We start from the raw sequence: 16062 nt of genomic DNA, 5'->3' as shown, positions 1-16062 counted from the left end.
AAGATGGAAAAAGTATTGGAAGTCATGGGCCAGGTTTGCCCATTCCCGTTAATCGAAGCAAAGAAAGCCATTGAAGAAATTCAGCCGGGAGATGACCTTGTCATCCACTTTGACTGCACGCAAGCAACGGAAAGCATCCCGCGCTGGGCAGCTGAAGCAGGCCACACTGTCACAAACTTTGAACAGCTTGATGAAGCAGCATGGACGATCACAGTCCGGAAAAAATAAATCTTGATTTTTAACGCAGGCTGTCCCACAAGGCAGCCTGTTTTTCGGTGCGCCGTGCATGGCTGCTTGGCGCTCGCCGATGAAATTTGAGCAAGGAGAAATCTTGGCTATCGATGCTCGACAGGCTTGTAGTGGGTCTCAAGAAGGCTGGTTTATAAAATCTGCGGCGTTTTCCATGGGTAACGTCTATTTTCACGGAAATCAGCGGAGACCTCTGAAATATAGTCGCGTTTTCACACCCATCTACGTTTTGGGTCAAAAGACGAAAAATTTTGAAATCATCATTTTTGTCGAATTGGTGTTCCCTTTATTTCAAAAATGTTGTATAATAAAAACAGAATAGTTTTAACACTTGAAAAGGGGGAATGGGATGGATAAGCGGACTGGGCGCAATGAATATGACCGTCATTGGAAGCGGGTCATTCATTCGCTGTTTGAAGATTTTGTTGCGTTTTTTCACCAGGCTTGTATGAGATGATTGATTGGGACAAGCCACCTGACGACCTGGATAAGGAGTTCCAAAAGCTGAATCCGGACGGCAAAAGCCGTGACCGGGAAGCAGACGGGCTTTTTAAAGTGTATTTGAAAAATGGTAGCGAACAGTGGATACTTGTCCATATCGAAGTGCAGGGGTGGAAAGATACTGGTTTTGCAGAAAGAATGTTTCAATACTTCTACCGGATTTTTGACGCGTATGATAAAAAGATATTTGCACTTGTGATTTACACCGAAGATTACTCCGAAACGTATACCCCACCCCGTTATGAATACAACTTTTTCGGGACAAAATTGAGTTATGAATACAATGTGTATAAAATAGCGGAACAAGATGAAAATGAATTGTTGCAATCGACTAATCCATTTGCTTTTGTAATCCTTGCGACAAAAAAAGCCCTGTATGGAAAAACAGCTGCACAGCCAACCAAATTAGAATTGAAAAAGCAGTTGCTCCGGGTTTTAGCTGTTATGAAAGATCGCTTGCAGCTCGATAAAAAGGATTTACTGACACTTTTCATTTTCATGGACCACATGATAAAACTCGAAAGTCAATACCAACAGGAGTTTAACCAGGAAATCAAAAATTGGGAGGGCGGCACGATGATAACGTATGAAGATGAACTAAAGCAAGAAGCAAGAAAAGAAGGAAGAGAAGAAGGTAAACGAGAAGGAAGACAAGAAGAAAAAATTGAAATTACCCGAAACCTTATTAAACTTGGGATACCACTCGATTTTATCAAAAAAGCAACAGGCCTTTCCGAAAAAAAGGTCCTTGAAATAAAGGAGAAGTTGGAAAAGGAATAAGGGCTGATGGCTTTGAAACGGGAGGGTGGCACGATGATAACGTATGAAGATGAACTAAAGCAAGAAGGAAGAGAAGAAGGGAGACAAGAAGAAAAAATTGAAATTACCCGAAACCTCATTAAACTAGGGTCATCCCTCGATTTTATCAAAAAAGCAACAGGCCTTTCCGAAAAAAAGGTCCTTGAAATAAAGGAGAAGTTGGAAAAGGAATAAGGGCTGATGGCTTTGAAATGGGAGGGCGGCACGATGATAACGTATGAAGATGAACTAAAACAAGAAGCAAGAAAAGAAGGAAGAGAAGAAGGGAGAGAAGAAGGTAAACGAGAAGGAAGACAAGAAGAAAAAATTGAAATTACCCGAAACCTTATTAAACTTGGGATACCACTCGATTTTATCAAAAAAGCAACAGGCCTTTCCGAAAAAAAGATCCTTGAAATAAAGGAGAAGCTGGAAAAGGAATAAGGGCTGATGGCTTTGAAATGGGAGGGCGGCACGATGATAACGTATGAGGATGAACTAAAGCAAGAAGCAAGAAAAGAAGGAAGAGAAGAAGGGAGACAAGAAGAAAAAATTGAAATTACCCGAAACCTCATTAAACTAGGGTCATCCCTCGATTTTATCAAAAAAGCAACAGGCCTTTCCGAAAAAAAGGTCCTTGAAATAAAGGAGAAGTTGGAAAAGGAATAAGGGCTGATGGCTTTGAAACGGGAGGGTGGCACGATGATAACGTATGAAGATGAACTAAAGCAAGAAGGAAGAGAAGAAGGGAGACAAGAAGAAAAAATTGAAATTACCCGAAACCTTATTAAACTTGGGATACCCCTCGATTTTATCAAAAAAGCAACTGGCTTTTCTGAAAAAAAGATCCTTGAAATAAAGGAGGAGCTGGAAAAAGAATAAGGCGAATGGTATTGAAACGGGAGGGCGGCACGATGAAACGTATGCGGATGAACTAAGATAAGAAGGGAGAAAAGAAGAATTGCAAAAGCTAGCGGAATTGGAAATACCGATACTGATCCAACAACTAAAGATCAAACGTTCTTCAACTGATCAAGCTTTAACAGATGACACCTTTACATTAGGATGACACGACTTCAGACCAAACAGTTACTAACGAAACCAACACTGACAATGTTCGTTCAGAAGTTGCTCCAACTGCTGTTAGCGTAGTCCAACATGATTCATATGGAAATCCTATTTCGCCAACGTCAACATTAGCAACAACAATTAATTTTCTTAATAAAGGTTACACAACAAATGTACGTATTGCAACGGGAGCGACTTTGGAAGTGGAGCAAAGAATCCATTGTTAACAACGTCTTTTACTCCACCGTTATAATCAGAGGCCGTCTTTTTGCCAATGTTGATCACGAGACGGCCTCTGACTTTTCAAGTTCTGGTTGGTCATAAAACCAATATGCGGATACTGCTGCCTTCCTCCGCAAAATAATATTTGTTCAAAAGCCGTATGCTTAATAGGACACATAAGGTTTGAGGGTAACCTCCATTTTAATGCTCCTTTGTAAAATGAACTAAACATTGCTACTTTGTTGCCGGCTGCAAAAAATCATCATGCAAATGGATGAACTTGTCAAGAGCCTTTGCCAAAATGCTATACCCCCTGAAGCAGTAGGCAGTCAGACAATTAAATATCGTGGATTTATTCCACTAAAGAAAACAGATATTGGTAAGAAAATTATGATAAATATAAAAAAGAAATGGCGAGTTTTGATTTCAATGGATTAATTCGCTTATTACCAACATCTAAATTTTTTAATTTCGGTCAGTTTTAGACTAGTTTTAATAGATTAGGCTACTCATTCCCATGGTAAATATTGTAAAACGGAAAAGAATGATTTTTTTTTGAAAAAAAAAGAGCCATGAAAGCCACTCCTTTGCTAAGATATAAGTACTACCAAATATCCAAGTATCCTAGGAGTGATTTCATGACTATTTCTAGTCTAACACAAACCAGAGATTTATCAATACAAAAAAATTTGATTCCCCACAATTGGCAAGACTACGCTGATATACCCTTTGTCATTCCAGCCGTGTGTTTTCCATGGGAGATTTTTAAACCGGTTGAACGAGATTACTATACCCTTTTATACTTGCACTTAAAAAATGAAAGAGCACATGATCATTCCGATGAAATCCAGCCAGCACTATTTTCAATACCCGAGGAAGAAGATAAGTCTGCGTCTCTATTATTTCATCCCTCTCCCGCAGGGAGAAAACCGCATCCTTTCATGCCCTTTTTTCGTGCTTTTGAACTGGCCCCTTTACAATATATTGAAGTGATGGTTGAGAGTGTCTATTTACAAGTGAAATCAAACCCGCTATTTGCCGCCATGTGTGGATTTACGGAGAAAATTCCGAGTTACCGTTCCTTTGCTCGCTTTGATCAAATCATGACAACAAATGATCTTTGGGAAAAAGCTCGACTATTGGTGGTTGAATATAATAAAGGGGAAGGCGTGGTTGAAACGGTTGAGGAAGCAGCCGCCGTGGATACATCACATATAGAGGCAGAAGCAACGTTGAATAAAACAATGAAAACGTGTTCTTGCGAAGGAGATTGTGATTGCCCTAGAATCCTTACGGATGATAACGCAGGGGTGATGCGTAAAAGTACTGCAGTCTCCTATATTGCGCATAAATTATCAATGGTATGCGGAGTGAAATCCGGCTTGCCTTTGACACGGGAAGTATTCAAAGGAAATACACCTGATGGGAAAACATTAGAAACGACATTGGAGACGTTTAAGGCGGAGAACCCCGAAATGGTTGAGCAGTTAGACTTTATCTTGGCAGATGGAATCTACCAAACGCCGGAAAATCAAAAAGTGACAAAGGACGTATTACAGGCGAAATTGGTGTCACCCATCAACCCACGGAGTCGTAAAGATAAACCAACTGCCGCCCGGGGAATTGAAAAAATCAATCGGTACGGCATCCCCGTCTGTATCAGTGAACATAAAATGGAACTTAGAGGATCTGATTTGGAAAAGGGGCAATATATTTACACTTGTCCTGTATTTCATCCAAATGCCAAGCAAAAAGGACTCACCTGCCCTCTGGCGAATCACGTGGAATGTTGTAATGGAGCAGCACAAGGAAGAGTATTTCGGATGGACTTTGATCAAACGCCTCAAGTAGACGTCGAGTTGCCCCAACATGGGCGGAAATTTAAAGTGTTATATAGTGCCAGAACGATCATCGAACGAATCTTTGGCATTCTAAAAGACGGATACAGTCTCCGTCGTGTTCACAAGCGTGGAAAACAGGCAGTTGAAGCGCATGTAGATCGATGTATGATATCTATGCATATCATGGCAAATATGGCGTACCATCAAACAGGAAAGGCCAATTGTGGATGGACACGCCATCGACTACAAAGAGCAAATTAAGTTATTCACAGGTGGATATGTGAATAAGTCCAATGAAGCGTCTCCTTTCCACAAAGGGCATTGAAAAACCCATTTTGTGAAGGCAGGATACGTATGCCCTTTTTTGGAGAAAAAAATGCCCATTTTATTTCTGCTGAATTTGAAAACCTGGAAGAAAAGAAAAAAACAGGATCATTAATTCTCTAGAGCCTCGTTCAAGGGTAATTTTTTATTTTGGCAGAGGCTCTGGGGATATTGGCTTTGGTATTCATCCTCTTGGCCGGCATGTACGCCTCCTCTAATCAGGAAGGCTCGCTGTTCCATTCAGTGCAAATCTTTATGCCGATTGGCGTTATGCTATTATTTGGTGCGGCTCTCACTGCATTCCTCTACATCGTCGGCTCGTTTCGAAAAGAATTGTATGAAGACAGTGGCTACCTTACCTTTACATTGCCGTTGACAGGAAATCAAATTCTTGGATCTAAACTTATTGCTGCTTTAATCTGGTTTATAGGACTAGGTATCGCTGTTGCGCTAATCAATTTCTTGTTGATGATGATTTTCAGCCCATTTCATATCTATCATTTATCACAACTTTTTTTCATGATCTCAAAAGTTCTATCTATAAAAGCCTGTATTTACATGATATTCTCGATGGCTTGTAGCGTTGTCAGTGTGCTATTGCTTATCTATTTTTCAATGACACTTGGCAAAGTGACGTTCCGCCATAAAAAGATTGGCGGTTTGTGGTTCGTCCTGTTTATTATTTTAAGCAGTGTATTCGGCTATATTGACACCGAAATCAGCCAGTGGATACCGTATTATTTAGATCTGAGCACCTTTCATGTGGTAACACCCGCTTCCTACGATGATCTTCTTCAGATGCATTATCATATCGGCGGGTTGTACTTGAATGCAGTTTCAAAGTATGTCGCCACAAATATCGCATCCTCTGTTTATCACTTGGCGTTAATGATCGCTTTATTTTTAGGAACGGGGTATTTGATTGAGAAGAAAATAGACTTGTAATCGCGCAGTAAAAAGGGATGAGAAAGCCGTGTTTAGCGGGAGTTGATCAATTACTGCTGCTAACATGTCAGGCTTCCATTAAAAAATCCGAATTGAAGGAGGGGCGGTGTCGCGAGCAGGCATCACCCTCCTTTTTGACTTTGATGGGAAATCAACGCCTGCTTTATAAATAGGGCTTGCTGAACGAACCCGATTCTGCTCTACGTTAAGGAAGCGTGGAAAAACGACGGCCTTCCTTCACCTAGAGCGCGTCTATGTTAAGGAAGCTTGGAAAATTGAGTGTCTTTCTTCACCTAGAGCCTGTCTACGTTAAGGAAGCTTAGAAAAACGAAGGCCTTCCTTCACCTAGAGCGCCTCTACGTTAAGGAAGCGCGGAAAAATGACGGTCTTTCTTCACCTAGAGGCCGTCTATGTTAAGGAAGCAAGCAAAAACAAAGGTCTTCCTTCACCTAGAGTGCGTCTACGTTGAGGAAGCAAGAAAAAACGAAGGCTTTCTTAACATAGAGTGCTTCTACGTCAAGGAAGCGTGGAAAAACGAAGGTCTTTCTTAACACAGAGCCCGTCTAAGTTAAGGAAGCGTGGAAAAACGAAGGTCGTCCTTCACCTAGAGCGCTTCTACGTTAAGGAAGCGCAGAAAAAGAAGGTCTTCCTTCACGTAGAGTCCGTCTACGTGAAGGAATAATGATCAAAATATTGCCGTTCTGTTGCCTGCCGCAAAAGTAGTTCTCATGCAAATGGATGCTCGGGCTTGATGTAAAAACTTAAGTTCAATTTATATAACGGTGGGCCGGGTTTGAAGCGAAGCCACGAAGGGGAAAATAATGGAAAGTACCCTGAATGTGGAGGTTGACGATGAATCTATTAAAAAAAGCACACCCGGAAGGTTGGCTCATTTTGCTTGGTGCAATTTTGATGCTTGTCGCTACGATTTTGCATCCGCCACTTGTCGACCCTTATGACCTTCAAAAAGCTTATCACGCGTTCAAGCATGCACAGTTTTGGATAGGCGACCATATCCTCATGCTCATTGCGATCAGCTTGTGGCTGGCCGGGCTTGCTGAAAGTAAAACATACATGGCAAGGAACAATAAAACTGCTGATTTTGGCGCAGGGATGATATTTGTGGCACTAGCGGTCTGGATATTGATCCTTGCTTCGGAATTAACCATTCTCCCGATCCTCGGAAACAAAGGCACAGATGTCAAAGTGTGGGAAGCGGTTTTTTCCTTCGGGTTGTTGTCCGGCTATTTCGGTTTTGCCTGCAGCTGGATCGGCATTTTCTGCTACGGTATGACGATGAAACAGGCTGGCGGCACCTTTCCGAAATGGTTTTCTGCCTCTGCCCGATGGTCCGGTCTGCTCGCCTTTTTCGGCATCATCATCACGTGTCTGCATTTTGACTTCGGCTATTTCGTGATTCCGGTTACGGTAGGACCGGTCTTTTTATGGACGATTTGGCTGGCTGTTTTACTGCTGTCGGGCCGCATGGATTGAGTGTCGGTTTTTTGCCTGTACTGCACGAGATCCATTTTGCGATCAGAAGCGGAAAACAGAGGGACTTAAAACTGGAGATTTACAACATCCGTCTCGAAATTCCTCCCCCGCATGCCATCCATCTTCTATTTTAATGAAACTTCTTTTCTGGTTTTTCGTATAGATGATCAGAAAGGGTGGTTGATGTGGGGTTACTCATCATGTTTACGGCCATTTTTGCGATGGTTGCCGCGGTGCTGGTATTTCCTTTTTCAGATAAAAAATTGAAACATGCCGGCGAGCCGCAAAGTGGAGAAAAATTGAAGACATTTTTATCTTTATTTCTGTTGCTGTGGGTACTTTCTGCTGTTTTTTTCTACGTGACGAAAAGGGATTTAAATCCATCCGTTTTCTGGCCGGCACTGTTTTTTGCTTCTCTTGCCGGTGCTTTTCTCGCCAGTGGAAAAGAACAGTTCGCAAAGGGGCTCGTTTTGCTCGTTTCCCTGGGCATCGCCGGGTATATGCTGACAGCGCCGTTTTGGAATGCCGGGGAAAAATACCATACAGCGAAAATGGCGCAAAAAACGGAAATTGAGCCGTTTGATGAGCGGGAAACACCGGCGAGCGTGCCGCCGAAGTTTGCGCGCAATAAAATGAAAAAATCTTTCGGCCAGGTTCCGAATGCAAGTTATTACCAGTTGGGAAACCTGCAAATCCAGAAAGTGAACGGCAAGTACGTTTATATTGCGCCGGTGGAGTTTTCCGGATTTTTTAAATGGCTGAAAGGAGGGGAAACACCCGGGTATTTTGTGATGAGTGCAACAGATGCGGCTGACAATCCAAAATTTGTGAAGCAAAATATGCGCTATACGCCTTCTTCTTTCTTCCAGAAGAATCTGTCCCGACACATTCGCCTCCATTATCCGAAAAAAATTTTTTACGGCGAGCCGCAAGTGGAAGTGGATGATCACGGCAAAGCGTATTACATTCGGACTTACGGCCATTTTATATCGGCAAGGAACGGATTTAAGGCGGAAGGCATTGTACTTGTGGATCCGGAATCAGGGGACATGAAGTCCTATTCTTTAAAACAGGCGCCTGCTTTTATTGACGGTGCTGTTTCTCCGGAAGCCGTCAGCCTGCAGAACAGTTATTTCGGCAAATTTGTCCACGGTTACTGGAACACGCTGTTCGGCAAGCGGGATGTGAAACTCCCAACGGATGAAGGAACAGAAGCAAATGTCAGCCCGATTTTTGATGATAAAGGGACGATGTATTATTTTACCGATTTTACGAGCCCGAAAAAAGATGTGGACTCGATGCTCGGCTATTCGCTCACAAATGCGCGGACCGGGAAGGCCACATATTATACAGGCAATTTGCAGGAATCGTATATGGATTCGCAAGGCAATTTGCAAATTGTCGAGAAAAAATTTATCGAGAAGAAATGGAAAGGCTCGATGCCGATTTTGTACAATTTTTACGGCGAAGCCAGCTGGCTGACGCCTGTGCTCGATTCCAACGGTTTTCTGCAGACGTATTTTATCGTTTCCGCGGCCAATCCGGAAATCTCGGTGAATGCTTCGACACCCGATGCTGCGCTTAAGTTGTATAAAATTGCCCTCCGGCACGGCGGCAGCAGTGTTGACGGCTCATCGGGTTCGGAAACGAAAACCGTTTCCGGCAAGGTGCTCCGTGTTTATAAAGAGAAAACGGGCGATTATACCAATGTCTCCTTCCTGCTTGCTAGCGGACAAAACTTTACCGTCAGCTCGGATACCGTCCCAATGGCCATTTATTTGAAAGAAGGAGACCAGGTGAAGGTGACTTACCTCAGTACCGGCGAAACCTTTTTACCGGTGAAGGCAATGGAGATAAAGGGGATTGGAAAGTAAAAGCAGAACAGGGGCCGGGAAACCCCTGTTCTTTTTAGGCGTAAAATGAGCCGCGCGGCCGTTCATGGCCCGGATGAAGGTTCTGATGAAAGGAAAAACGAGTCGCGCAGCCGTTCAAATGAAATACGGGCAGAGTAAAACAAGCCACGCCCGTTGCACCCGGCGTGCTCAGATCTTAACCAGGCAGCCCTCCAGCTGCTTCATCAACCCGGCGTCGTCAATAAAGGGATTGCGGTTGCCCTGAATGCGGCAGATGGCCTGGTTGCGGTGGCGCTCATATAGGCCGGCCGGGAAAACTTCGTGCCACTGCACCAAAAGCGGAAGATCAACCCGGTTTAGCTTGCTCTTTGAGACCGCTTTTGGATAGCGCAGCAAAAAATACGCAAAAGCCCGGGCGATGGTTCCCTTCCCGGATTCCGGCTCAAACTTATCCTCAGCGGCTATCCCGCAATGGTTTCGCACCGGCTCATCGGCGGATTCCGGATGGTAAAAATCAAAATCGCCGTAGGGCAGATTGGAACGCTTTGCATTACAAGACGGATGGCAGACAAACAGATGGTGCAGATCGCCCTTCATCGGATCAGCGGCATGGAACCAGGACTGGGGTACAATATGTTCGGTATTGTACTTGAAAAAAGTATCCACTGCCCTAATCTGGTGCGCTGAAATCTCGCTCTCCTGTAAAAGGGAATGGTAATGGTCGCCGCGTTTTTTCCCGATTTGGTGGTCTTCCTGGATAATGGCAAGCGGATCGCGGGCCTCCCCGGAGTAAATATTCCGCACGGAGCCATCCGGATGCAAATCCACCCACGTGTACAAATATTGGTTTTTGCTGACATGGTACGGCAGCCGGTTTTTGTGCGTTTTTTGCACGAGATCATGGTAAAGTGCAAATAACGCCGGGCCGGATGCAGGGTGCTTTCGGGCTTTCCGGTAATAACGCTGTTGCTCAAGCCGGTCTGTTTTTTCATCATAATAATGTGTGCCATCCGCCTGCATCTTTCCTTTATTCTCCGACAAAATCTTTCTGAACCGGGCAGTGCCGTATTCATACCATGCCTGGTTATTCCTGATTTTTTCCAAAATGATATCCCGGTTGCTGTCCATTAAACCATCCCCATTTGCCTTTATATCAAAGAGCCTGTTTACAGCAATCCGACCCATTTCCAGTATGTCATGCTGAACAATAAGACTAATAGATAACCGATAATAGTCAACGGCAGGCCTGATTTCAGAAAATCTTTTGCCGTAAAAGCGCCTGTCCCGTATGCAAGCATGGCTTGCGGCGAGTTGACCGGGAGCAGGAAACCGATGCTGATGACAAATTGCTGGATCAGGACAAATCCGATCCGGTTGTCACCCAGATGGATCGTGGAGGTGAGTGCAATAAAGATCGGAATCAGTGCTGAAGACAGGCTGGTCGCACTTGCAAAGCCGAGATGAATCAGGATAGTGAACAAAGCTACAAGGGCAATCGTAGCGATGAGCGGCATCGTTTCCAGACCGAGCGAGCCGAATATTTTGTTAGACAGCCACTGTGCCCCGCGGGTATCCAACAAAACCGTACCGAGCGAAATGCCGACTGCAAACACGATCACGGTTCCCCACGGAATGAGATGCTCAACTGTTTTCCAATCAAAAACCCCGATCTTTGGTGCCAGTAAAATCCCAATCGCAACAATTGTTACAGTGGTCGTATCAAAAGGATGAAGTTTTCCTTCCGTCGTCCAGAAAAGCAATAAAAGCAGGGAAATCACGATTAAACGGATCTCAGAAGCTTTTAAATGGCCGAGTTCTTTTAATTGGTTTTCGATTAAATCTTTTCCTGCCTCAAGGGCTTTTGTTTCCGGCTTGATTAAGTGGGTCATCACGAAAAACAAAAGGATGGACATGATGATTGCCCACGGAGCGGCATATAAAAACCAGGAACTCCATGTAATGTCTGTTTCAAATTCTTTTTGAATAAACCCGAGTGCGACCATATTTTGGGCGGCCGCCGTTTTGATGCCGATGTTCCAAATGGAAACTGCCTGTACGGAAGTAATCACCAGCAATGCGCCGAGTTTGCTGTTGTTCGGCAGCCCGAATGCAGCCACCATTCCGAGTAAAATCGGGACCACGGCACCGGCACGGGCAGTGGCGCTCGGGACAAAAAATGCCAATACGATGGAAACAAGGATCGCGCCAAAGACGAGGTTGCTCGTTTTCGTGCCGACACGGGACAAGATCCAGAGGGCAAGCCGTTTATGAAGATTGGTTACCTGCATGGCAGCAGCCAGAAATAAGGCAGCGGCCACAAGAGCAACGGCAGAGCTGCTGAATCCGCTGAGAGCCATGGCCAGGGCATTGCCTGTTCCCGTCATTTGTGCAGGATCCTGGATACTTGGCGCAAGCCCGATCAAGAGTGCAATTAACCCGACAATCATGGCGGCGCTGACCTGATAGGAAACGGCTTCCGTCACCCATAAAATCAGGGCGAAGGCAAGGATGGCGAGTGCACGTTGGCCGGCTACCGGCAGGCCTTTCGTATGCGGGAGAAGCGTAATCGCAATCAGAGCGGCAAAAGCAGTAGCGATCCAAACCCATTGCCATTTGGTTTTCTTCGTTTGCTGGTTGGCGCCATTCATTTTGATCACTCCCTTGTGAATTCTTCCAAATATTTACCCTATATGAATTATAGCAAAGTGGCAGGAGAGAAAATGTTAAAAATTGGTGTATTTTTGCAAGCGGTTCCGTAGATTTCAGCAGGGTGCATAAAATAGGAAATTTCTAAGCACTCAGGTGGATATAAAAGGAGACGAATATTTATGGGACCATTTACAGGGGGAAGATTAAAAGAAACAGGGAAGAAAACCAGCCCGGCCCGGTATGTGTAAAATTTTACTCGCAGGGGCAGATGAGTGGAAAAAATAGGAAGACACTCTATCATCTAAATGTACACCATGAAATGAACATCTAGAGAGAGGTCTTCCCATGGATATTATATCAATAATTGCTGGATTATTAAAGGATACAAAGAGTCTTATTGAATTTGAAGAACAGGTTAAAATTCTGATGCAAAAAGTTTTTACACAATGGGTTGGGGACGTATTTGAGAAGTTAGATCAAACGATTAGACTGAAGAAACAGGCGGAAGGCTGGCAGTACTGCCGGAGTGATTACAGGAGCGTTCAGTTTCTATTTGGAAGTGTGAATTTTAAACGCTCATTCATGCATGACAAGAGAGGGGGTTCGCATTACCCTCTGGATGAATGCTTGGGGCTGGTACCACATCAGAGATACAGCCCGTTAGTGGAATTGAAGGTGGCAGAGCTGGCAAGCGGGAACGGGGATCCAAACGGGAACTTGCGGAATTGAAAAGCAGGTGAATGGGGTGTTCCTGGTCCTTTGCGGCCTGCGGATCGATTGGCTGCAGCGGAGCAAAGCAACCTATGTAATCTTAGCCCGCAACATGCCAAAAAGAGAGGCGGATCTGCCTCTCTTTTTGCAGGAACTATACAAAGTTGCGGGTATTGCGGTTTCTGCTGAACTGGTAAATGGCGAACAGGAAGAAACAAAGCGCAAAGGCAATCAGGATCAAAATGTTTAAATACAGACTGCTGAGCGGATGGCCGGTTTGCAATTTGTCCAGGGTTTCCAATGTCCAGCGCTGGGGCAGGAAATCGGATACTTTCTGCAGGGCTTTCGGCATGATTTCCACCGGCCAGAAGCAGCCGGCAAGCATGCACGTCGGTACGACGATTAATGTTTGCAGCGAGTTAAAAGCATTCCGGCTGTTTGACAATGATACCATCATTAAAGAAATGCCGGTTGAAATCCAGGCAAACAGGAACATGACAGCTGACATTTGCCAGATGGAAAGATTCATCGTCATATGGAAAACATCCTTCATGGCTGCTGTGATCAATACAATTTGGACCGCCATCACGATCAGATTGCAAAGTACATTGGACAATACATACTTGCCAGCGCTGACCGGCGAAGACAACAGCCTGAAATACGTGCGGTTTTCTCTTTCGGCAAGAATCAGTTCAGACAAATTGAAAGCAGACATGAGCATAAACAGGATAAGCACGCCCATCGTCTGGTAGGTCAAATCATTGGATTGGGAAAGATCCTGCAAACGAATGGTTTTCACTTTATAGGAAGCTTTTTGGAACTCATCATACATCGTTTGAAAAGCCTGTTCGTTTCCTGATGATACTTTGCTGATGGATACGATATGACCGATGTATTGATATAAATAGGATTGAATAAACTTTGTTACTTCTGCTCCCTTAATTGAAGCCATCCGGATATGGGCAGGATTTCCGCTCCGGACACTTTCGGCAAACCCCTTTTCAAAAATGATGGCACAGTCGAGCTTTCCGTCCGCCAATTGGCTTTTCATTTCGGATTGCGAAATTTCGGCTGTTTTGACATTGTTCAGCCCGCTCAGGAAATGGACCGTATCAGCGGCAATTTGGCTGTGATCTTTATCCACGATGCCGACGTGGAGGGCCTTTACACCGCTCCCGCCGTATACAAGGAAAGCGATAAAGATGCTGATAAAAGGCAACCCGATATACAGGAGAACATTTCTTTTCTTTCGAAAGGTTTTGCTTAATGTGTTGCGGGCCAGCCATAAAACGTCTTTCATTACAAACCCTCCCTTTTTTGCAGTGCGGTTACAGAAATCAAAAGAATCAATAGGGCAATGCAAAGATTAGCTGCCGCGACCGGGATGGCAGCAGATAAATCATTGTTGTAAATGATTTTCGTAATCGCCTGGTTGATCCATGTCAGCGGCGAAAGGTTTAAAAGGGCCTGCAATTTGCCAGCATGCTCAATTTTGAAATAGGCGCCGCCAAAAAACGAGGCAAGTTGGATAAAAATGTTCAGGATGGCTCTGGCACCTGCAGATTTGCTGAACATACTGACGCCGATGCCAATACTGACGGAAAAAATGATTTCTGTCAAAAGCAGGAGACAGACAAGCGGTAGATGGTCTCCCCAATTCGCTTTGTAAACGACCTTGCTCACTACGATAAGGAGTGCGATGCAAAGGGCATAAACGAAAACATCCGCGAAAAGCTTTCCGATAAAAATACTGCTTTTCCTGACAGGGGCGGCGATAAGCCTGTCAGCTGTTTTTCGGATGCGCTCCCCTGCAATTAAAGTGCTCGATCCTAAAGACGCATACAGACATATCATTGTGGTGATCACGATCGCATAATAATCCATTGAACCGGGCTGCTTTTTCGGCAGCAGCGATTCTGTTTGAATGTAATTGTTTTTGACCTTCCTGAAGGCAGCCCCGGCTTTTTCGGGCGCGGTTTTCATCACTTCGGCAGCAAGATTGTACTGGTCGGTAAAAGCCGAAAATACCCCTTCTAAAATACTGCCTTTTATGCTGTTTCTTCCGTTCGTATACAGTCGGATGCCCCGGCCGTTTACAACGGCGTAACCATCCGCGTTGCCAAGTTTTACTTCTTTCAATCCGTCCGTGTTTTTGCCGGCCTTTTCAAAATGGATATCTGATTTTTCCGCATACTGTTGGAATGTATGGAAATAGGGTGCGGCATTTTTATCCAGGCTGCTTTTGTACAACACGTGAATCTCGCCGACCGAAACCGTCTTGTCAAATGCATTCGAAAGGGCGGAACCGAGCACAAGCATTAAAACGAGCGGGAATGCAAGCATGAAAATAATGGTGCGTTTGTTGCGAAATGCGGTTATTACTTCTTTTTTTAAGATGTGCAGGATGCTTGACATCACTTTTCTCCTCCCTAATCCCTTAAATTCCGGCCGGTTAAGGTTAAAAATACCGTTTCAAGGTTCGGTTCTTTTTCCTGCAGGGCCTTAATTTCAATATGCCGGCTGATCAAAAATTCAAGAATCAGATTTAAATTGTTAATGCTTGCATCCGACTGGATCCGGATCGTGCTTTCATGGACGGATACCGTTTCAACGCCTTTAATCTTCCTGATTTCCGCGGCATCGGCCGCATCTGTTTTCACTTCAATCTGGACTTCTTTTTTGTCTGTGATGATCGACTTCAGCTGCTCCTTTGTGCCTTCTGCAATAATTTTCCCATGGTCAATAATCGCGATGTTTGTGCAGATTTCTTCCACTTCTTCCATGTAATGGCTCGTATAAATAATGGTGCAGCCCATTTCATTCAGTTTACGTACGGAGTTTAAAATATAATTGCGGGACTGCGGGTCAATCCCGACTGTCGGTTCATCCATGATGATCAGTTTCGGCTGATGGGCGATCGCACAGGCAATATTGAGGCGCCTCTTCATCCCGCCGGAAAATTTGTCCGGTGTGCTTTTATGGTGGTCCCCAAGGCCGACAAAAGCGAGTGCTTCCCTTGTTTTCGCATCCAGTTCACTGCCGCGCAGGCCATAGAGCCCGGCGAAAAAACGGACATTTTCAAAAGCGGTTAAATCTTCGTAAATGGCGAGATCCTGCGGGACAATGCCGAGATTCATTTTCGCAAACCGTTTATTTTTCATGATGTTTTTCCCGAGGATTTCAATGGTCCCGCCATTGCTTCTTAACAGGCCGGCAATCATGTTGATCGTCGTACTTTTGCCGGCGCCGTTTGCCCCGAGAAAACCGAAAATTTCCCCCTCCTTTACTTGCAGTGAGATCCGGTCGACCGCAATAAAGTCGCCGAATTTTTTCGTCAAATTCCGGATTTCCAATACGTTCATGGTTTCTTTCCCCCTTACTTCCTTTATGACTTTAGTATAAAAAAA

15 protein-coding genes and 1 pseudogene are annotated in these 16062 nt (G+C 44.5%); 11 read left to right on the top strand and 5 right to left on the bottom strand.

The window, feature by feature from the left end:
• The first annotated feature begins 3 nt into the window (after window positions 1–3).
• From NSU00_RS14255 to NSU00_RS14210, 10 genes are all read left to right on the top strand, one after another.
• Window positions 4–228 (top strand): sulfurtransferase TusA family protein, encoded by a 225-nt coding sequence (locus NSU00_RS14255; RefSeq protein WP_014096852.1) that lies wholly within the window; start codon window positions 4–6, stop codon window positions 226–228.
• 576 nt (window positions 229–804) lie between these two features.
• Window positions 805–1530, top strand: a complete 726-nt coding sequence (locus tag NSU00_RS14250) for a hypothetical protein (protein ID WP_340703854.1) — start codon at window positions 805–807, stop codon at window positions 1528–1530.
• A 33-nt stretch (window positions 1531–1563) separates the two neighbouring features.
• Window positions 1564–1743: a hypothetical protein gene (locus NSU00_RS14245; protein ID WP_326241547.1), complete on the top strand. Its 180-nt coding sequence runs from the start codon at window positions 1564–1566 to the stop codon at window positions 1741–1743.
• Window positions 1744–1749: 6 nt separating this feature from the next.
• A complete protein-coding gene (locus tag NSU00_RS14240) occupies window positions 1750–1992 on the top strand; it encodes a hypothetical protein (protein ID WP_340703853.1) in 243 nt (80 codons plus the stop codon).
• A 6-nt stretch (window positions 1993–1998) separates the two neighbouring features.
• Window positions 1999–2217, top strand: coding sequence for a hypothetical protein (locus NSU00_RS14235; RefSeq protein ID WP_046721780.1), 219 nt, complete (start codon window positions 1999–2001; stop codon window positions 2215–2217).
• A gap of 33 nt (window positions 2218–2250) precedes the next feature.
• Window positions 2251–2430 carry a hypothetical protein gene (locus tag NSU00_RS14230; RefSeq protein ID WP_340703852.1) on the top strand — a complete coding sequence of 60 codons (180 nt, stop codon included), beginning with the start codon at window positions 2251–2253 and terminating at the stop codon, window positions 2428–2430.
• A gap of 1046 nt (window positions 2431–3476) precedes the next feature.
• The gene (locus NSU00_RS14225; RefSeq protein WP_013860842.1) at window positions 3477–4940 is read left to right on the top strand and encodes a transposase; all 1464 of its coding nucleotides are present in this window, start codon (window positions 3477–3479) and stop codon (window positions 4938–4940) included.
• A 213-nt stretch (window positions 4941–5153) separates the two neighbouring features.
• Complete coding sequence (locus tag NSU00_RS14220; RefSeq protein ID WP_340703851.1) at window positions 5154–5948, top strand: hypothetical protein; 795 nt, start codon at window positions 5154–5156, stop codon at window positions 5946–5948.
• An 852-nt stretch (window positions 5949–6800) separates the two neighbouring features.
• Window positions 6801–7442, top strand: a complete 642-nt coding sequence (locus tag NSU00_RS14215; RefSeq protein ID WP_340703850.1) for a hypothetical protein — start codon at window positions 6801–6803, stop codon at window positions 7440–7442.
• A 185-nt stretch (window positions 7443–7627) separates the two neighbouring features.
• Entirely contained in the window at window positions 7628–9316 is a 1689-nt protein-coding gene (locus NSU00_RS14210) for a hypothetical protein (protein WP_340703849.1), read from the top strand.
• A 168-nt stretch (window positions 9317–9484) separates the two neighbouring features.
• Here NSU00_RS14210 and NSU00_RS14205 read toward each other — a convergent pair whose 3' ends face one another.
• Window positions 9485–10423 (bottom strand): endonuclease I family protein, encoded by a 939-nt coding sequence (locus tag NSU00_RS14205; protein ID WP_340703848.1) that lies wholly within the window; start codon window positions 10421–10423, stop codon window positions 9485–9487.
• Window positions 10424–10461: 38 nt separating this feature from the next.
• On the bottom strand, window positions 10462–11943 hold the full coding sequence (locus NSU00_RS14200; RefSeq protein WP_013860620.1) for a DASS family sodium-coupled anion symporter: 1482 nt from the start codon (window positions 11941–11943) through the stop codon (window positions 10462–10464).
• A 346-nt stretch (window positions 11944–12289) separates the two neighbouring features.
• Here NSU00_RS14200 and NSU00_RS14195 point away from each other — a divergent pair.
• Window positions 12290–12643, top strand: a pseudogene (locus tag NSU00_RS14195) (UPF0236 family transposase-like protein); the annotation flags it as partial.
• A 166-nt stretch (window positions 12644–12809) separates the two neighbouring features.
• Here the strand turns inward: NSU00_RS14195 and NSU00_RS14190 are convergent.
• Genes NSU00_RS14190 through NSU00_RS14180 form a run of 3 tightly spaced genes read right to left on the bottom strand, consistent with a single transcriptional unit; the run spans window position 12810 to window position 16017 of the window.
• Complete coding sequence (locus NSU00_RS14190; RefSeq protein ID WP_340703847.1) at window positions 12810–13955, bottom strand: ABC transporter permease; 1146 nt, start codon at window positions 13953–13955, stop codon at window positions 12810–12812.
• Window positions 13955–15070, bottom strand: a complete 1116-nt coding sequence (locus tag NSU00_RS14185; protein WP_340703929.1) for an ABC transporter permease — start codon at window positions 15068–15070, stop codon at window positions 13955–13957. Before NSU00_RS14185 ends, NSU00_RS14190 begins: the two co-directional genes overlap by 1 nt.
• 14 nt (window positions 15071–15084) lie before the next feature.
• Window positions 15085–16017, bottom strand: coding sequence for an ABC transporter ATP-binding protein (locus tag NSU00_RS14180; protein ID WP_340703846.1), 933 nt, complete (start codon window positions 16015–16017; stop codon window positions 15085–15087).
• Window positions 16018–16062 lie beyond the last annotated feature (45 nt).

It is taken from the genome of Weizmannia sp. FSL W8-0401, from assembly GCF_038009125.1.
Classification (GTDB): Bacteria; Bacillota; Bacilli; order Bacillales; family Bacillaceae_C; genus Weizmannia; species Weizmannia coagulans.
This window is presented reverse-complemented; position numbering and strand designations above follow the sequence as displayed.